This window comes from Nitrosomonas sp. Is79A3 (assembly GCF_000219585.1).
Taxonomy (GTDB): Bacteria; Pseudomonadota; Gammaproteobacteria; order Burkholderiales; family Nitrosomonadaceae; genus Nitrosomonas.
This window is the reverse complement of sequence record NC_015731.1, coordinates 3,122,337-3,140,751: the sequence shown is the minus strand read 5'-3', so window position 1 is coordinate 3,140,751 and position 18,415 is coordinate 3,122,337. Positions and strand designations below refer to the sequence as shown.

Sequence of the window (18,415 nt, the reverse complement as noted above, 5' to 3'; positions counted from 1 at the left end):
CGAACGGGTAAATATTGTAGTGAACCTGTGAGAAATAACATGATGAAACTACTTTTGATTCCTTTTTGGTTAACTCTGTTTGCAACATTCTCAATTCACGCTACGGAAAAAGCAGATGAAAAACGACTTGATGAGATTTCAGAGCGCGGTTCTCATGTCATGCCGTTTGATCTGGAAAGGACCACACATATTTTTACCCAAACTCCGGACGGAGGGATACAGCAGGTAATTGTCAAAGACAAATCGGATACCAAGCAAATCAATTTAATTCGAGCCCATCTGTCTGAAATTTCCAACGAATTTAAGTACGGCAACTTTTCTAATCCGGAAAAAATTCATGGCACGAACATGCCTGGGTTGGCTGAGTTGAAGGCGGCGCAACCGGGTCAGATTAAGTTCGAGTATGAGGAACTGCCAGATGGCGCACAGATCACTTATTTCACCAAAGATGAGAAACTTAAGCATGCCATCCATCAGTGGTTTGACGCCCAACTCAGTGACCATGCGCGTCATGCTGTACCGGGACATTCGCACCACCCTATGCGCCATCAGTAAATAAGAAGACCGTAAAAAAACGAGGCACAAACGCTTTAAATCAAGGGCGGCGATCACTTGCTTTTGTAGTTTATCTCCCCAATATGAATTTCGCCTCTGGTTTCGGCTAACTGTACCTGTTTTTCTCGTTCCCGGTACCGGGCCTTGTCTTCTTCCGAGCGATCGTAGTAACAAGCTGGGCAACTGATTCCCTGTTGATAGTGCTCACTTAACTTATCTTCTTCTGATATCGGCAAACGGCAAGCGTGACACTGATCATAACTGCCTTTTTCAAGCTGATGATTCACGGTGACTCGTTCATCAAATACAAAGCACTCACCCTGCCATAAGGATTCAGTCTCTGGAATTTCCTCCAGGTATTTCAGAATGCCGCCCTGCAAATGGTAGACCTCCTCGAATCCCTGCTGTTTTAAATATGCTGTGGATTTCTCACAACGAATTCCGCCCGTACAATACATCGCCACTTTTTTATGCACCGAGGGATCCAGGTACTGGGACACATACTGTGGAAATTCCCGGAAAGTTGTGGTGTGTGGGTTTACTGCATTGACAAAAGCACCGACCGCGACCTCATACTGGTTGCGGGTATCGATTAACAAAACCTCCGGGTCGTTAATTAATTTGTTCCATTGCTGAGGCGCCACATAGGTTCCAACCAATTGCTTGGGATCAATTCCCTTAACCCCCATTGTGACGATCTCTTTCTTCAGTTTTACCTTGCTGCGTTTGAACGGCATCTCGTCGGTCATGGATTCCTTGACCGTGATGCCAGCAAACTCTGGTATCGTTTCCATCCAGCTTAGAACAGAATCAATACCTGCCCGGCTGCCAGAAATGGTGCCGTTGACCCCTTCCTCCGCCAGCAGCAATGTGCCTTTTACCTGATTTTCAACCAGCTTCGCCTGCAGCGGCTGTTGTATCTCTTTGTAAGAAGGTAAGGAGACAAATTTATACAGTGCACATACAACAAATTTTGACATTATGGTTTCCTCTTGCATGCCGAATAGTGAATTAGGCGTAGTAACAGTCATGTTGACACTTATTCAAGGACGCGATCCAGTGACTGCGGTAATTCTGCTTGCTTATTATTATCTTGCATTGTTCTATTTTTAGCATTCATTGCGTTTTGCAGGATAATAGCGCTTTTCATTGTAAGATTGTATTGCTTGTGAATCTTCGAGTCATTAAGAGCGCGTAAGTTGTCAAATTCAGAATTAAAGGGAGGAATGTGTGGCTTTGTCAGAACACAACGCTAAACTGGAATCGATGGATGCATTTTTTGAGTGTGGTTTCGAGCAATTAAAGCAGCATTATCCTTCGATTCAGGAAGTCAATGCGGCAAGTAAAGATTGCCTTTATCGTCAAGGGGATCATTGTGTTTACATCATCTGGATAAAAAGCGGTATCGTGAAACTTTCCCATCTGACCGCGCAGGGAACAGAAATTACCATTGCGCTGCTGAGAAAAGGGGATGTCATTGGCCATTTGCAGGGCGATTCCATCCACCAGGAAATGGAGGAGACGGCGCAAGCACTCGGGGAAGTGAGTTACTATCGTTTGGCCTATAGCGATTTCAAGGCATTGCTGTCACATCACGCAGAACTGGCGTGGCATGTGTTTGAGGAGACATACGCCCGCAAGCAAAAAATCGAACGCAAGCTTCGAACCATTCTGACGCAACCGGTTGAAATGCGTCTTGCCGCAACGTTATTGGAGCTGGCCGAGATGTTTGGAATCCGCTGCACGCATGGCTATGCATTGGAAATTCACTTAACACAGCAGGATGTGGCGGATTTGATCGGTGCCAGCCGTTCGGTCGTGAGCACCATTCTGAATGATTTAAGAAACCGCGGCATGCTCGACTATACGCGCGACCAGATTTGTATCAATGATGCTGCACTCAGTGATCTCTGTCACACCAAGTAATCTCTAGTTTGTTTGGTAGCTAACAGACATCGCGGCAGCGCTGTATTAATGTATGCAACATGGTAACCATTGGGGGAGCCACCCTTTAATACAGGAGCATTAACATGAAAGTGATTTCACCGCGTCTACACGGCTATCTTGATTTTCTGACCGTTATTCTATTTCTACTTGCCCCGGCACTATTAGACTTGGGCCAAGTGCCAGCGATGCTTGCGTATGGCCTGGCGGCAGTTCATCTGATCGTTACATTGGCATCCGACTTTCCTTTCGGTGTCATCAAGATCATTCCATTTCCCATCCATGGCTGGATTGAACGCATCGTCGGTCCTTCGCTGATTGCGGTGCCTTTTATTCTCGGTTTCGCCAATGAAGAGATCGCGCGGAATTTTTATATTGCCGCCGGTCTGGTCATTATCATAGTGGGTGCGTTGACGGATTATCAAGGTACAGTAAAAGAGTGAAAGGATTAATCCATCCAAATTAACCAATATTCTCCGGGGTCATTCGCAACGATAAGCGTTTCCGATAAATAGGATTTCCTTATCAACCCCGGGAATTTCATATTTTCCAGTGTTATTGGAATAGATAATATGCACATTATTGCCGCCCAGTTTCTGTGTTTCGCTTCTTAAGTTGTTTCTGGCTTTAATCAGCCGGCCGGTATAGGGAGTATTGTCTTCTTCGGTTTCGCTCTCTTTTGATGAGCCTTTCACTTTGCCAAGTAATTCGCAGCCATCAGGGCCTTGTTCGCCGAGTATGATCGTTACTGCTTTGGCGCCTTCCGGTTGTGCTGAAATTTCCATGCAGCCGATGATGAGTAATACCAGCACTACTTTTTGGATTCGCTTGTTTATTTCTTTTGAAACACTCATGGGTGACTCCTGATACGTGATTATATTTTTCTTAAGCCGGGGTAGCATAGATAAGCGCAGTGTCACCCGTCAATAGCATTTGTTCAAGCAGCGCAAGGAAATGGTATGCAATGAAAGGAAATAAAGCCACTAGTCGTTCCTTTTTAAGCCATTTCCTGAATTCTTGCTGAGGTATATTGCGTCAATGTAACTTACAGGAGGCGTGACATTGGATATCATCATCTATATTTCCCTGGCAGGGATAGCCATCGTTTTCATCTACGGCATCATGTTGTATAACAGCCTGGTTGATATTAAGCATAGTGTGTCACAGGCATGGTCGAATATTGATATTCTGTTGAAGCAGCGCCATGATGAGCTTCCCAAGCTGGTTGAAACCTGTAAGCAGTATATGGGTTTTGAACAGGAAACGCTCAAGCAGGTGATTGCAGCACGCTCGCAGGTTGCAAACGCACGTGAAACCGGCAATATCGGTGCATTAGGTTCTGCGGAAAACATGATGCGGGTTGGGTTGGGCAATTTGTTCGCAGTGGCGGAAGATTATCCGGAACTGAAAGCCAGCGAAAGATTCCAGCATTTGCAGGCGCGAATTTCCGGATTGGAAAACAGCATCGCGGATCGCCGTGAATACTACAATGAAGCGGTCAGAATTAATAATGTGCGGATTGAGCAGTTTCCCGATGTCATTGTCGCCAATTGGTTTAAATTCAAGCCGCGCGATTTGCTCGAGTTCAGCGATGCCGACAAACAAGATGTCAATATTGGCAAATTGTTTGGCTAATACACAGTTACCCCATGAATATCTTGCCAGCAGAATTTTCACCGGAAGAATATCATTTTGTTTTGGGGGCATTGCTACTAGCCGTCTTGATCAGCTTTTACTTGTTTGTTCGCAATTGGAAGCGGCTGCGTATCATCGAGGATACCCCTACCGCCAAATTACGTTCTGCGCATCAAGGCTATATTGAACTGGAAGGAAAGGGGCAGTTTGTTGATGACCAGCCGATTTATGCGCCGCTTTCGAACCACCCCTGCCTCTGGTATCGCAGTGTAATCGAGCAACAGGAAATGTTTACTGAGAATGGCCGTACACAAACACGTTGGAATGTTGTTTACAAAAATAACAGTGATCACCGGTTTAAGCTGACAGATGGTGTAAACAGTTGCTATGTGGATCCGGATGACGCGGAAGTCAACGGCAACGAAAAACTGGTGTGGTATGGCAATACCGAATGGCCAACCCGGACTCAGATTCTGGAAAGTCAGTCGATAGTGAATGCGATGACAAACAATTACCGCTACAGTGAATGGTTGATACTACCGGGCCAGCCGCTGTATGTATTGGGTCAATTCAGTACTTGGTCTGCAATGGCGCAGCAATCAGCCCGCAATGTGATGATCAATCTGATTAATGACTGGAAACAAGATCAGCAAGCGTTGCGAAACCGGTTTGATGCCAACAATGACGGCAAAATCGATCAGAAAGAATGGGAATCCGCTCGCCAGATGGCGCAATCAGAAGCGCAAAAAATCCATGAGCAACTGGTTCTGGAGCCGGATACCCATGTCATTGCAAAACCCAGAAACACAGCGCAGCCATTTATTATTTCGGTATATCCGCAGGCTTTATTGGTGCAAAAATATCGTCGCAACGCCTTCATGGCACTGGCAGCGTGCATTACATCAATTTGTAGTATCGCTTGGTTCGTCCATATGCATGGGTAATTCAATCAACGGTTAGCAGGCCGTTGAAAAACTATCTGCGTTGCCGCTGCGGTGTTAAAAACAGGCTCAGAATGCTCATTTATTAAGGCTATGTCACCGTTAAATAGTGGTCTATACTGTTTTCATATGAATCAATGAGATAGGATCTTTGATGAAAACTGAAGAATTCCAAATATTAGCGGCAGAACTTGCAAGATTGACGCCGCACCAGAGAAGGTTATTAGCAGATTGTTTGCACAAGATTGGGCATATTCAGGCCGTCAGTACGTTGATTGAAAATCGTATACTGGTCACGCCATTGTGCCCCAAGTGCGGTCATAACCAAATTGCACGCTGGGGATCGGCTTCTGGGTTACAACGCTATCGCTGCTGTGCCTGCCGCGTCACCTTCAATACACTAAGCGGAACACCACTGGCACGCCTGCGCCATAAGGACAAGTGGCTGGAATACGCGCAACAAATAGCATCAGGTCAGAGCGTGCGCACCAGCGCAAAAGTCTGCGATATGCATCGCAACACGGTATGACGCGCCCGCCACATAAGCGCGGCGGCAAAGCATCGAAGCGTGGTTTGTCCTCTGAACAGATTCCTGTGTTGATTTGCCGTGACCGTACTGGGAGCACATCTGACTTCGTTTTGGAGAAAGCTGACAAAGAGCATATCGGCGCGGCACTCAAACCATTGCTGGCAAACGATGCAGTTCTCTGTACTGATAGCGGCAAGGCATTGGGTGCCGCAGTGCGGGAAATCGGCATCGCCCACCGCCCAATCAATCTGGCTGCAGGTATCCGGGTTGTCGGCAAGATCTACCACGTGCAAAACGTGAATGCCTACGATAGTCGACTCAAAGAATGGATGCGCCGATTTCACGGCATCGCCACACATTACCTTGCCAATTATCTCGGGTGGCGACGGCTGATTGATCGTGCTCATGGTTCCTTGTCTCCCCGCTCAGTTTTGCTTGCCGCATTGGGTATGAATGACATTCAACAATTAACGGTGACATAGCCTTTATTAAGCATAAACTGCGCTTTTTCGCCTGTCTTTGCCTTGCATCGGCTGCCTCGAAAACGTTTTTCAACGGCCTGTTAGCGCCAAAACAATTCCGATCTTTCCAGCCGGCGCCAGACAGAATTGGATAAATGCGCGTGCTGCGCAGCTTCAAATTCCAGTGCGCCGCTGAGCCGGCCAAGCTCGAAGCTGAGCGGGATCGATTTTTTAGGCAATGCGCGCAGTAATTGCACACCGGCACGCATATCGTTTTCGCGTCCCAGCTCATCCTGTAATGCCGCTAAAGCCGTGATGAAATGGTTGGCATGTTTGCCGTAGAGCGGTACAAAAGCTTCTGCCGTGTACCGCATCTTCTTGGCGGCGATGCGTGCCAAGTGACGTTCGGAAGAACCCAATGTGGCAAAGCCGTGGCAGCGTTTGTGCAATTTTTGCCAGCGTTTCTCGAGAATCACTTCTGCCCATGCCTTGGAATCCTGCATTTCCAGGCTGGATGGCGTAACCAGCAGGCTGCGGCCGATGTCGAGTACAAGCTGGGTGAAAATGGGTTTGATCAATAATGTTTGCGCCCGCTGACGCGCGTGCGCAGCAACATCACGCATCAGAGCAAGTGTTGTATCATGAATCGGCGCATTCCCCGGTGATTTTTCAAGTACCGCCAAGGTTTGAGATAAAGTCTCCTGTAAAAACACATCCCAGTCGCGCGCCGGATTGAGCGTGTGCAACGATTCACGTAGCGGCTGATCCCAATCGAGGGATTTCTGATCCAACGATTTTGCCAGCAGCACGCCGGTACGCAGGCGGCGAAAAGCGATGCGAAGCTGATGCAGATACTCAGTGTCGTGCGCATTTTCCAGAAAACCGGGTACATTTCTGACCAATTGCACCAGTGCAGCTTGCATCGTCGCATTCCAGACTTCACCAGCAGTTTGATTCTTATGGATTGCCGCTTGCACCGCCTTGATTGGTTCTGGATTCACTGCGCCGCTCAAGATATAACCCCGTTCCGCTTTGCTGCGCGATTCGATGTGGAGTGGCGCCTGTTCTAGCAATTGTGTTGCACTATCGAACAAAAATTCCGGTGCGCCGGATTTTAGCTCAATTTCCACTTCGCAGATGTCCCGGCACATTTCTCCTGCACAGATTTTCCCGATATCGAGCGCCACCTCGGCTTGTGCTGCTGAGTTGCCAATTTGCCAGGTGGTGCGTTCAAACTTGGTCGTGAAAACCGGTGCAATACGTTTTAGTTTGATTCCAGCCAGTAAATCCATCGCTGCTGGTGGTAATACGGAAAAATCCGGCTGGTTGCCGCCGGTGATCGCCATTTCCCACTCCGGGCGGCTCGACAACGCACCGACGGATTGCGTCTCGGCTTTTAACGTCTGAATCCATTGATCATCAACTTGGCGCACGCGCAACGCGATGCCGCGCCGCATCAGATCAAACTTTGGAGTATCGAAATAAATGCTGAGCAGCGGGCGTTTTTCTGGCGTGGTCTTGCTCAGCAAGGGATGTTTCCGGATGCGCGCAGTATGGCGCGGGTGCAAAGCGAGTTTAAGCTCAATTTCCATATCGATTCCTTGTCTAGTGCCAATGCGTGCAGCGGTTGGAACAGATACTTTACTACTCAATCTTCAACGTATCAAAATTGATTCCTGCCGGAGCCCGGGGCGTTTTTAGTTTCATGCTATCCAGCGCATGCACAACCTGTTCAGCGATAACCAGATTGCGATACCACTTCCGGTTGGCGGGTACGATATACCAGGGTGCTCGATCGGTGCTGGTGGCAGCCATCATAGTTTCAAACGACTCAATATAATTTCCCCAAAATTTCCGTTCTTCGATATCTCCTTCATTGAATTTCCAGCGCTTATCCGGATTGTTAATGCGCTCCTCCAGCCGTTTTTTCTGCTCATCCTTCGAGATGTGCAGAAAAAACTTCAGAATGACTATTCCGCTCTCGGACAATAATTCCTCGAATTCTATGATTTGATTAAATCGTTGCTTTATCACTTTTTCCGATATCAGTTCATGCACGCGGGTAATTAGCACATCTTCATAATGCGAGCGGTTGAAAATGCCGATCTGGCCCTTGGCAGGTACTTTTTGATGTACGCGCCACAAAAAATCATGATCGAGTTCTTCTGGAGATGGCGTCTTGAAGGACACCACCTTGCAACCCTGTGGATTGACACCGGACATTACATGCTTGATCGTCCCGTCCTTGCCGCTGGTATCCATCCCCTGCAACACGATCAGCAATGTGCGGTTGCTATTTGCATATAAACGTTCTTGCAGTTCACTCAGTTTGCCAATCAATTTTTCTGTGACTGCTTTGGCTTTTTTCTTGCCTTGCCCGGTCTTTTTGCAATCACCGGTGTCATCGGGATCGAGATGGGACAGTATTAATTTGCTGCCAGGCTTTACTTGGTAGTTTTTCATTTAGTAATGTTACTTCGATTGTTGCCATACGGAATGATATATTGCGATGGGCCGGAAGTATTAAAACACAGAAGCCGGATAATCACGATGTACCATCGGCCCAAAAAACAAAACCCTGTCACTGGGACAGGGTTGTCTGAAACACAGCTCAATCAAATTAAGTGTTTTCTTTTCTGCGGCGTGCTACGAAACCTAGTAGTCCCAGTCCGGCTAGTAACATGGCATAAGTTTCTGGTTCTGGAACGGGTGTGACGTCGCGCAGTACGTAAGCGTTCAGTATCGGGTTGTTGCTACTGTCGATCAGTTGCAGCGTCTGTGTGAGAGCGTCGGCGGTAAAGTTGCCAACGATGCTGGTGTAGCTGTCGCCGCGCACTGCGTCAGATGTGTGACCTGCGCCATCAGAGAAGGACGCCGTGCGCGTGCCGCAGCAGTCGGAACGCGCGGCGAATAGTTGCAGCTGGTATTGGTGCCCCGTTGTCAGTCCGCTCAGGAAATTGGAAATCGTCGGATTGGAACCCGAAATCCATTCGAACGTGTTGAGGATGGTTCCCCACGCTGCATCTGTGTTGCCGCCATTTCCAGCACTGCTCCAGGAATTGGGGTAGAACGGTGAATTAATAGTACTGAATGTGATATTCAATCCACCGGGATCAACCGTTATTGATGCGCCGGGTGCGCCAGCTAGGTTGATGGCTTCGACCAGGCTTCCGTTAGTAAGAATGCCAAGGTGACCGTTTGGTCCGTTGAACGTTGGACCGGTCGACCAAGAAATGTCGGCGGCTGATACGGGTACAGCAGCGGCCAATCCGAGCAAGACGGCGGTAGTACGTAAGAATTTCTGGGACATTACAAGCTCCTTAAGGTTGGAATCTCTTGCGCTGCTGCAGGGCCTAGCATCAACAGCCGGATTTTTAATCTCAGCACATGCAATCAATTCTTTATTGTTAATCTTAGAGAGGATTTTAAAAATTAACATTATGATTTTATTGTTGTATTATTTCTGAAAAATTCTGAAATCTTAATCCTAATAATACAAAATAATTCTAGCATAGCTTCTCATTTGCAAGGAATAAAAGGAATAAGATGCTAGGTAGTGTCTCAGTTTGAAATAATATAAAAATCAGTTTAACTTTGTACATATACAACACAGTTATAGTATATGCACTTATATAAATTAAATTATGGCTTTCTCATAATTTAATAGGCATAATTCAAATGCTATATTTAGCATTAACTATTTAACTAAATTGGAGGGGGAAATGCCAAACACTGCTATCAAAAGACCGGATAGAATTCTTTCCCTAAGACTTCAAAAAAAGTTATACAGGGCATCTTCGTATATTCAATATGCAATAACAGGTGCATTTCTAGCTTTCTCTATACTTACAATAGTCAACATTTTTACAGATGTTCCAGATGTTATACTGTCAATTAAGACAGAATATATATGTACAATACTTGGTGCTGTGATTGGTGGTTTAGGAGGTAGAATTCTTTCTGAGAGATATGAACCTGGTTTTAGATGATATCTGCAGAAATAGCTAACAATGTAGCCGTTATTTTAGGGATTTTTCTTGCGATATGTTTTCCTTATATCAGGTATAGATGTAGAAGAGATCAGAAGATAACTCCACATTATGAGATAGCCCTCTTAAAGCACGACGTGCCAAGTGGTTTGGCTCTACCGCAATACATGCTAATACTTTTCAGTATGTATTCACCAGAAATCGCACCAGGGGCTATACAACTTATCTTGTGCGTATTTTACACATCTCATCTAATGTTCATGGATTTAATGAACAATGGAAGGAATCCATGTTCACGTACTAGATTGGGTGATAAAATTGAAACCGATAATTAATTGATCCTATTAAATAATTATATCTTAATCTCTTGATTTATATTTTCCCCTGCTTCTATCTTTCGATGCTTCTTTAGCATCAATCAACGCAACAACATCATTCATAGACCATAGCGTGTTAGAAATACCTGCTGCCATTGCTGGTGTAACTTTAAGTGTTTTATGAATACGCACAAAGTTATAGTGCATAAAGTGCAATGCTACTGCATGAGCTAAGTTCTCAATCTTCTTGCTGAATCCGTTGGTTAATCTTGTGAATCTACGCATTCCCATGCGCATTGTTAAGTTCTGACGTTCTACATAGCTTGTAGAAACATGTTCAATATCTGGACTTCCTGACATTACACGCTTTTCAGCACTAACAAATGATGCTGGGCTGTAACGTTTTTGTCCTTTTGTTTCTTCTCCATAAATCTTAACCAGCATTGCTAATCAATCGCACCGCCAAAGAACTGTTCAACTGTATTTATATAGCAGCCATAACCATCTGTTGTTAATTGAATACGATCACTCAAGCGGCTTGCCAGATCACCGATGAATGCTTCCGCATATTCATAGTCACGGCGACCAACTAACCATGAAATAGCAAGCTTTGAATCCGCATCAATTGCGGTCCATGTGTAAACATCGCCATAACCAAGAATACCTTTGTCTGCTGGCGCTACGTTCTTTTCTTTCGAGTAGCAGAAAGCCCAAATCTCATCGCATTGAACGCGCTTGCTTTTGATATTAACTAAATGCTCATTCTGATATTAAGCACAAACGATACCGGCATCAACAAGTAACTTAGTTACAGTATTAATTGAAACATCGGCTATACGTGAGACTGAACGCATTGAGCTACCTTCTACTAGCATCGTTAGAATCATTGCGCGTTTTTCAATTGATAGTTTGTTCATTTCAACACCCTTAAGCATTTAATTCATTTTGAATTATACATTATATTTACATAATAGCAAGCATTATTTAAGTTATGCTTGCTATTTATTGAGCAAGCATATAAGCTTCACAAATACTATGCTTGCATTACATAAAAGGAAAAATAAATGGACAGCGATACTAAACAGTCAAAAGGTGGAATAGCCAGAAGAGATTCCCTTACAAAGGAACAGCGTTCAGATATTGCTAAAAGAGCAGCAAAAACGCGATGGACCGGAGAAAAAGCAATCCCAAGCCCCGCACACATTGGAACACTTAAGATACTCGGCAACGAAATACCTTGCGCTGTTATAGAAATAGATGGAGAAATTAAAAGGCTAATTGTTCAGAGGGAGGTTGTTGGACTTATTACAGGAAATAAAAAAGGCGGCTTGGACCGGTACCTATCTGCTATGAATTTACAGCCATTTGTTCCTGAAAAATTCAAAAATAAATCCTTGGACCAAGCCTCAATCCTTTTAGATATTAATGGAAAGAAAGCCCATTGTTACGAATGTGATGATATTGTTGATATTATCAGTATGTATCTTGATGCAAGAAAAAAAGAAAGGGTAGCTGGACATAAAATATTGCTGCCAAGTCAAGAGCATCTTGCTGACAAAGCAGAAATCATCATAAAAAGTCTTGCGAAGGTTGGTATAGTAGGACTAATAGATGAAGCTACCGGATATCAATATGTTAGGGAAAAACTCGCCCTACAAGGTTATTTAGAGAAAGTAATCAGAAAAGAAATTGCTGCATGGGTGCAGATGTTTCCAAACGAATTTTTTGAACAGATCCATAGACTACATAACTGGACATATACAGGACCAGGCAAGAGTCCTTCTGTTGTTGGAAAATATATTAATGACTTAGTCTATTCAAGGCTTGGTCCAAGGGTATTAGAAGAATTAAGAAAAGCAAATCCAAAGAACGAAAAAGGACAAAGGAAAGCAAAGCACCATCAATGGTTAACTGAGGATGTTGGACATCCAATGCTTGCACAGCATTTATATTCATTAACTACATTAATGAGGGGTTTTAAAGGATGGGAAGAATTTTATAAATTTGCTAATAAAATTTACCCAAAATATGATAAAAATCAAATGGACCTATTCTTGGATATCTGACCATCTCTTCTGTGCTGCTTTTTTAGCAATATCGGATCGCTCTCCAGGCGTCAGTTTATCTGCTCTAGCTTTACCACCTTTGATACCACCAAGCCGCCCTGATTCAATGGCGGCTTTTTTCTTTTCGTCTATTTCTGGTTCTGGCTCAATTTCTCCAATAGCCTCATCTACAATGCGCTTGGCTAGTTGATTCAAATCCATCTTTTTAGATCGTTTACTCATGCTGCTATGATAGCATTGATGCAAACAAGTTCAAGCGGATCGAAATTCAAACTGAGACACTACCAGATGCTAATCCCTTTTTTCTAGGACATTTGTCATGGTTTTGCTGTAGTTCTAGTTCTTATTCTTATTTGCCGGTGATTGGTGTTACTCTGGAAATTATGGATAACTCCTATTTCACGACTCCTATAGCGCGACACATCTGGGATACAAAATATCGCTACCGTGAACGCGGCGTAGTCCTGGATGCTTCCATCCAGGATACTTGGAACCGTATTGCGAAGACGTTAGCTGCGCAGGAAACCGGCCGGGATTACTGGCAGGCGCGTTTTTACGATATCCTGCGCAATTTCAAATTCTTGCCGGGCGGGCGGATTCAGGCAGGGGCGGGGACCGCGCATCAGGTAACTTTATTTAATTGTTTTGTGATGGGAACGATTGCCGATTCCATGGATGGCATCTTTGATGCGCTCAAGGAAGGAACATTGACTATGCAACAAGGCGGCGGCGTTGGCTACGATTTTTCCACGTTGCGTCCGCGTGGTGCGCAGGTCCATGGCGTGGGATCGGTGGCCTCGGGTCCGGTTTCTTTTATGAGTATCTGGGATAGCATGTGCGCAACCATTCTCTCTACTGGCGCGCGGCGCGGCGCCATGATGGGGACGTTGCGTTGCGATCATCCGGATATCGAGGAATTCATCGCGGCCAAACAAGACCGCAGCCAGTTGCGGTATTTCAATATCTCGGTGCTCAGCAGTGATGCTTTCATGATCGCCGTGCGAAACGATGAAGATTGGCCGCTGGTTTTTCCTGCCGGTGCGGGCGAGGCTGATGGAGATATGGTGCTGAGAAGCTGGCCAGGCTATGAAAATCCTGTGCCGTGCAAGCTATACAAGTGCGTTCGCGCACGTGTGCTGTGGCAGAAAATCATGCGCGCCAGCTATGACTATGCGGAGCCGGGCGTTCTGTTTATTGATCGCATTAATCAGCGCAATAATCTGTATTACTGCGAAACGATACAAGCCACCAATCCCTGCGGGGAAGTGCCGCTACCGCCATATGGCGCTTGCAATCTGGGTTCGATTAACCTCACGCAATTTATCCGCGACCCTTTTACTGCGCAAGCGCAGCTTGATCTGGATGGCATTGGTACGACAGCCGGGATTGCGGTGCGGTTGCTGGATAATGTTATTGATGTTTCTCATTTTCCATTACCCGGTCAGGCCAAACAAGCCCGCAATTCCCGGCGTATCGGTTTGGGATTGACTGGTTTGGCTGATGCGTTGATTCTATTGCAAATCCGTTATGGCAGCAGTGAGGCAGCGCATATTGCACAACAAGTAATGCAGTGCATCTGTCACGCGGCTTACCGGGCTTCCATTGATCTTGCGCGGGAGAAAGGATCGTTCCCCTTGTTCGACAAGGAAAAATATCTTGCGAGTAATTTTGTGCGAACCCTGCCTGAATCCATCCGCAACGGTATCGTTCAACACGGTATCCGCAATAGCCATCTGACGGCCATTGCCCCGGCTGGCAGCATTAGTCTCCTGGCGAATAATATTTCGAGTGGACTGGAGCCGGTATTTGATAGTAGTTACTCACGGTGGGTATTAAAGCAGGACGGGAGCTATTCAGAATATCAGGTCGTGGATTATGCCGTGGAGGCATGGCGGAAAGTAAGTTCCAGTGGCACTTTTCCGCCTGTTTTCGTTAATGCGTATGCACTAACTCCTGCCGAACACCTGCAAATGCAAGCGGCTATTCAGCCTTATGTGGATCAGGCTATTTCCAAGACGATCAATATACCGGCAGACTATGATTTCGATGACTTTCGTCATCTGTATCAAGATGCCTATGATCTTGGTTTGAAAGGATGTACCACTTTCCGTCCAAATCCGATTACCGGCGCAATTCTAAGTAATGTAGATACAGAACAAGCAATTCTTCATTGCTGTAATTTGGAACGTGAAGCCGATTGAGGATAAGGAAGAGGATAGGGAATGCTAAACCGGCGTTCCGGTTTCGGGAAAAACACCCGTCCACGCAATGCCATCGTTGCCGATGGTGCCGCGGTACATGCCGCTGGTATTGAAACGCATTGCATAATTGCCGTGCATATCCAATACGATCAAGCCGCCATCACCACCCATAGCAGCGATTTCTGCCAGTGTATTATCGGCCGCCTCGGCAATTGGAACGCACTGCAGCCGCACTTGTGCGGCCGTGTTGAAAGCCGCAGCCGTGCGAATGAACATTTCTCCTGTTCCAGTTGCAGATACCGCAACAGAGCGATTGTCTGCATAGGTTCCGGCGCCGATGATCGAAGAATCGCCCACGCGCCCGTAACGTTTGTTCGTGAGCCCGCCGGTCGATGTGCCGGCGGCGAGATTGCCGTAGCGATCCAGTGCCACGGCGCCGACGGTTCCGCGTTTTTCATCCACGCCTGGCAGCGGTGTGCCGGGATCAGCGTCATGGTCACGTAATACGCGTTCTTTAGCGATGGCTTTCTGCAACTGATCCCAGCGGTGCTGCGTGTAAAAATAGGAAGGATCGACGATTTCGAGACCCTGTTCGGCAGCAAAAGTTTCGGCGCCCTGGCCGATCAACATCACATGCGCGCTTTTCGTCATCACGGCTTGGGCGGCACGAATTGGATTGCGAATTGTTGTAACTCCGGCAACGGCACCCGCCATGCGCGTGGCGCCATCCATGATTGACGCTTCCAGTTCATTGTGGCCTGCATGGCTGAAAACGGCACCTTTGCCTGCATTGAACAAAGGTGAGTCTTCCATCGTCACGATTGCCGCAATGACAGCATCCATACTACTGCCGCCTTCTGCAAGCACGGCATGACCAGCAATCAACGATTGCGCAAGTGCGTGCCTATAAGCGTGTTCACGCTCATTAGTCAGCTTGTTGCGCTTGATAGTCCCGGCGCCTCCATGAATGATCAGCCGGATGGGTGAGCTATCTGCCATAGTTATCAGTTTGTATTGTCATGGCCAGCAGAATAAAAGTAGGATTTGTGAAGTCAATCACGATAGGCCGTCTATTCTATTAATTTTTCGGGTTTTCCCAAATGACAGCACCGCCTGTGCGCGTATCTGTAAAATCGGGACATTTGCCGTCTCCGCCACCCGAAAAGCCGCCATCAGGCGCACAAATAATACTGCCGGTTACGTCATAAAGATAATTGAACTGATCGCAACACTGCGAAGTAAAGTGATAAACCACTGCCCCTTTGTATCCAAACTGTCTGATTAATAACGGGTGATCGGCTGCCGGTTCTTTTATGAAGCCATCAATCATTTGCATCAGCCATAACGGAAGAAAATTTTCTCCATAGCCTTCGACAACAAATGTATTCCCGGATGGCGTTAATCTTAGATTCGCCCATATCTTTTTATCACCAATCGTAACACAAGGGATATGCACAACATTATTGGTAATGTCGTAACGTGCGGCACACTGTTCCTCCGAAAATGCTTTTGCCGGGAGAAAAGCAAATAACATGATGATTGCGAGCAACCGTAGCGGGTATTTTCTCGGCATTTCCTATCCTTTCTTTGCTTATAAATGGCGTAAAAAATGAATCTGCAAGGATACTATTATAAAAGTTTCTTTCTCTCGGTAAACAGACAGCGTTAAACTGCACATAGCCGGTAGCTGATAGTACCAAACCGTATACAAGGATAGGATGGAAAGTCTGGATATCTTTCCTAGACATCTAAGTTTTTTACTTGTACGGGGTTCTGGCAGAAATTCCTGCATTCTCAAGTTTGAAGTCCTGCAGCACACAAGGAGGTACGTGATCAATGAAGCTCAGTCATAAATTGCAGCAGATGGCGGTATTTATCGAATTTCTCGCCGGAGCAGGATTAGCAATTTTCTTTCACTTGGTGCTGCATAATGAGATGGCATCCTACCTGATTTTTGGTGTCGGAGTGCTCTTGTCATTGGCTACCTATCTGCTTCGGGAAGACATTGAAAAGACCCGCACTGAATTGACAAACCTTTATCACCAAGCCCACGAAGTAACCTACGCTATCAGCCGGGTTACCGATGCCGAATGTCAGGTAAAGGCTCAAGAATTATTGGCTAATACGATGCGCACCATTACCATGTTGCAGAATGGTTTTATTCCGCTGGATGAAACCGAATTCTATCTGGATGGCGCAAAATGCAGTGATGCGGCTACTCTGCGCATCCGGGCTGTCGATCCGGTAACTTTTGGCTGGCTGGCTCGCGCGACACTGGTGAATTTCTACCAGAGCAACTTGCGAGCTCTGGAACGGAAGGTCAATATCACACGGATTTTTGTCATGCATCGGGAAGAATTTGTTGAACCGGAATTTCAGAAGATCATGATGGCCCAATTGAAAGACGGAGCCGATATCCGGGTAGCTTTTCGGGATGAATTCCCAGGAGCTAATGCCGTGAGCGATAGGGATACGAATATTCCCTGGGATTTTGCGGTGTATGACGATCAAGTTGCCACCGAAGTTTTTCCCAATGCCGGCAAATACTATGGCCGCAAGACCAGTCAACCAGCAGAGGTGGAAAAATATCTGCATTACTACCAGTTGATTGAACACAGCGCGCATGCCGTGATGATTGAAGGAGAGCAGGTAATGCTGGCTAGCGATATTATAGCCAGCGCTCAGCTAAAATAATATTCCGGTTATTACCTTGCTGTACGCTACGGCGGGGTTGATCCTTAGCTTTAGTATGCGAAAATCAAATCACAATTTCATTTTTCTATTTTGCTTTATTAAATTTCAGTATGCCTGATAAATCAATCTGATCATTTCATGTTAGAACTTCTCTACAGCTTCGCGTTTCGTCCCTATGTAACCCTATTCCTGTTGGCTTTTCTGACTTTGAGCTGGCTTGAGCAGGGAATGCTGCGCACTTTTATCTGGCTGGTTACGGGCTATCTGGTTGCGCTTGCCGCCGAGTGGGGGAGCATTAATCACGGCATACCGTTCGGCTACTATGCATACCATTACGAAGCCCTGGAAAATGACTTGATTGTCTTCGGTGTCCCGTTCTTTGATTCACTGTCATTTGTTTTCCTCAGTTACGTGAGTTTTTCGTTCGCGCAATTCCTTCTGTCTCCGCACTGGCATCGCGGACTCAACGTGCAACGCGTAACCCCACGCGATCTTCGTAACAGCACTACCATGCTGTTCGTTGGCGCTTTCTTCATGATGGTACTGGACTTGATCACCGATCCCGTTGCGCATCTGGGTGAGCATTGGTTTCTGGGCGATATTTACCACTATCCCGATCCCGGCTGGCACTTTGACGTTACGCTGGCTAATTATGCCGGCTGGTTTGTCGTCGGGTGGGCGATCATCTTCATCAATCAGCGGGTGGATGTGGCGCTGGCCAGGCGCGAACAGTTTGGCGGCAAGCCGTTACAACTGCACTATGTCCCCGGCAAGGGACTATTCGCGCCATTGTTTTGGTTCGGCATTGCCATCTTTATGCTGGGAATGACAGCGTGGTTGGGTTGGGGTTACGATCTTGCGCAGGTGCCCGTTGCAGAACGCGAAGCTTTTGTAGCTGAGACACGTAAGCTGTTTATTGCCGGCGCTTTTATCATCGCACCGATTGCCGTGCTTGCCTGGGTGCACCTGACGCGGCGTGGCGGCCAACCTTCATCCGAGCAACTGAGGGTGTGGCTGAAGGATTATCCCAATACCGAGCTGAAGGCGCGTTTAGACGTTTAGTACTGTTAATCGGCATGCCAT

The 18,415-nt window shown here is 46.4% G+C and carries 18 protein-coding genes and 2 pseudogenes; 11 read left to right on the top strand and 9 right to left on the bottom strand.

The features are described from left to right. Positions 1-39: 39 nt before the first annotated feature. Positions 40-555: a hypothetical protein gene (locus NIT79A3_RS14685; RefSeq protein WP_013966938.1), complete on the top strand. Its 516-nt coding sequence runs from the start codon at positions 40-42 to the stop codon at positions 553-555. Between the two features lie 53 nt (positions 556-608). On the opposite strand, the gene NIT79A3_RS14680 is transcribed toward NIT79A3_RS14685, so the two are convergent. After that, positions 609-1,535, bottom strand: a complete 927-nt coding sequence (locus NIT79A3_RS14680; RefSeq protein ID WP_013966937.1) for a rhodanese-related sulfurtransferase — start codon at positions 1,533-1,535, stop codon at positions 609-611. Between the two features lie 250 nt (positions 1,536-1,785). Here NIT79A3_RS14680 and NIT79A3_RS14675 point away from each other — a divergent pair, with 250 nt between their 5' ends. Further along, positions 1,786-2,481 carry a Crp/Fnr family transcriptional regulator gene (locus NIT79A3_RS14675; protein WP_013966936.1) on the top strand — a complete coding sequence of 232 codons (696 nt, stop codon included), beginning with the start codon at positions 1,786-1,788 and terminating at the stop codon, positions 2,479-2,481. A gap of 104 nt (positions 2,482-2,585) precedes the next feature. After that, positions 2,586-2,942: a hypothetical protein gene (locus NIT79A3_RS14670; RefSeq protein WP_013966935.1), complete on the top strand. Its 357-nt coding sequence runs from the start codon at positions 2,586-2,588 to the stop codon at positions 2,940-2,942. A 39-nt stretch (positions 2,943-2,981) separates the two neighbouring features. Here NIT79A3_RS14670 and NIT79A3_RS14665 read toward each other — a convergent pair whose 3' ends face one another. After that, positions 2,982-3,353 carry a DUF4156 domain-containing protein gene (locus tag NIT79A3_RS14665; protein ID WP_013966934.1) on the bottom strand — a complete coding sequence of 124 codons (372 nt, stop codon included), beginning with the start codon at positions 3,351-3,353 and terminating at the stop codon, positions 2,982-2,984. A gap of 268 nt (positions 3,354-3,621) precedes the next feature. Here NIT79A3_RS14665 and NIT79A3_RS14660 point away from each other — a divergent pair, with 268 nt between their 5' ends. The 3 genes and pseudogenes from NIT79A3_RS14660 (at position 3,622) to NIT79A3_RS14650 (ending at position 6,086) form a co-directional block, all read left to right on the top strand. Next, entirely contained in the window at positions 3,622-4,134 is a 513-nt protein-coding gene (locus NIT79A3_RS14660) for a LemA family protein (RefSeq protein ID WP_198009437.1), read from the top strand. Positions 4,135-4,148: 14 nt separating this feature from the next. After that, a complete protein-coding gene (locus tag NIT79A3_RS14655) occupies positions 4,149-5,078 on the top strand; it encodes a GIDE domain-containing protein (protein WP_013966932.1) in 930 nt (309 codons plus the stop codon). A 151-nt stretch (positions 5,079-5,229) separates the two neighbouring features. Then, positions 5,230-6,086, top strand: a pseudogene (locus NIT79A3_RS14650) (IS1595 family transposase). 80 nt (positions 6,087-6,166) lie between these two features. Here the strand turns inward: NIT79A3_RS14650 and NIT79A3_RS14645 are convergent. The 3 genes from NIT79A3_RS14645 to NIT79A3_RS19595 all read right to left on the bottom strand — a co-directional run bounded on the left by NIT79A3_RS14645 (position 6,167) and on the right by NIT79A3_RS19595 (position 9,504). Then, positions 6,167-7,657, bottom strand: a complete 1,491-nt coding sequence (locus NIT79A3_RS14645) for a CYTH and CHAD domain-containing protein (protein WP_013966931.1) — start codon at positions 7,655-7,657, stop codon at positions 6,167-6,169. A 52-nt stretch (positions 7,658-7,709) separates the two neighbouring features. Then, the gene (locus tag NIT79A3_RS14640) at positions 7,710-8,528 is read right to left on the bottom strand and encodes a polyphosphate kinase 2 family protein (protein ID WP_013966930.1); all 819 of its coding nucleotides are present in this window, start codon (positions 8,526-8,528) and stop codon (positions 7,710-7,712) included. A 157-nt stretch (positions 8,529-8,685) separates the two neighbouring features. Next, positions 8,686-9,504, bottom strand: a complete 819-nt coding sequence (locus tag NIT79A3_RS19595) for an FxDxF family PEP-CTERM protein (RefSeq protein WP_013966929.1) — start codon at positions 9,502-9,504, stop codon at positions 8,686-8,688. 283 nt (positions 9,505-9,787) lie between these two features. Here NIT79A3_RS19595 and NIT79A3_RS14630 point away from each other — a divergent pair, with 283 nt between their 5' ends. Further along, positions 9,788-10,054, top strand: a complete 267-nt coding sequence (locus NIT79A3_RS14630; protein ID WP_013966928.1) for a hypothetical protein — start codon at positions 9,788-9,790, stop codon at positions 10,052-10,054. 359 nt (positions 10,055-10,413) lie between these two features. Here NIT79A3_RS14630 and NIT79A3_RS14620 read toward each other — a convergent pair. Further along, positions 10,414-11,288: pseudogene (locus tag NIT79A3_RS14620) on the bottom strand (IS1 family transposase). 147 nt (positions 11,289-11,435) lie between these two features. Here NIT79A3_RS14620 and NIT79A3_RS17995 point away from each other — a divergent pair. Continuing rightward, positions 11,436-12,437 carry a P63C domain-containing protein gene (locus NIT79A3_RS17995; RefSeq protein ID WP_013966926.1) on the top strand — a complete coding sequence of 334 codons (1,002 nt, stop codon included), beginning with the start codon at positions 11,436-11,438 and terminating at the stop codon, positions 12,435-12,437. Here the strand turns inward: NIT79A3_RS17995 and NIT79A3_RS14610 are convergent. Further along, positions 12,420-12,659, bottom strand: a complete 240-nt coding sequence (locus NIT79A3_RS14610) for a hypothetical protein (RefSeq protein ID WP_013966925.1) — start codon at positions 12,657-12,659, stop codon at positions 12,420-12,422. The two genes, NIT79A3_RS17995 and NIT79A3_RS14610, sit on opposite strands and share 18 nt — an antisense overlap. 161 nt (positions 12,660-12,820) lie before the next feature. Here NIT79A3_RS14610 and NIT79A3_RS14605 point away from each other — a divergent pair, with 161 nt between their 5' ends. Then, complete coding sequence (locus NIT79A3_RS14605) at positions 12,821-14,638, top strand: adenosylcobalamin-dependent ribonucleoside-diphosphate reductase (protein ID WP_041360368.1); 1,818 nt, start codon at positions 12,821-12,823, stop codon at positions 14,636-14,638. Positions 14,639-14,662: 24 nt separating this feature from the next. On the opposite strand, the gene NIT79A3_RS14600 is transcribed toward NIT79A3_RS14605, so the two are convergent. Both NIT79A3_RS14600 and NIT79A3_RS17990 read right to left on the bottom strand, forming a co-directional pair. After that, a complete protein-coding gene (locus tag NIT79A3_RS14600) occupies positions 14,663-15,637 on the bottom strand; it encodes an isoaspartyl peptidase/L-asparaginase (protein ID WP_013966923.1) in 975 nt (324 codons plus the stop codon). Between the two features lie 79 nt (positions 15,638-15,716). Next, on the bottom strand, positions 15,717-16,211 hold the full coding sequence (locus NIT79A3_RS17990; RefSeq protein WP_013966922.1) for a hypothetical protein: 495 nt from the start codon (positions 16,209-16,211) through the stop codon (positions 15,717-15,719). A gap of 263 nt (positions 16,212-16,474) precedes the next feature. On the opposite strand from NIT79A3_RS17990, the gene NIT79A3_RS14590 reads away from it, so the two are divergent. Beyond that, the gene (locus tag NIT79A3_RS14590) at positions 16,475-17,332 is read left to right on the top strand and encodes a hypothetical protein (RefSeq protein ID WP_013966921.1); all 858 of its coding nucleotides are present in this window, start codon (positions 16,475-16,477) and stop codon (positions 17,330-17,332) included. Positions 17,333-17,470: 138 nt separating this feature from the next. Beyond that, positions 17,471-18,394, top strand: a complete 924-nt coding sequence (locus tag NIT79A3_RS14585) for a carotenoid biosynthesis protein (RefSeq protein WP_013966920.1) — start codon at positions 17,471-17,473, stop codon at positions 18,392-18,394. The last annotated feature ends 21 nt before the right edge of the window (positions 18,395-18,415 follow it).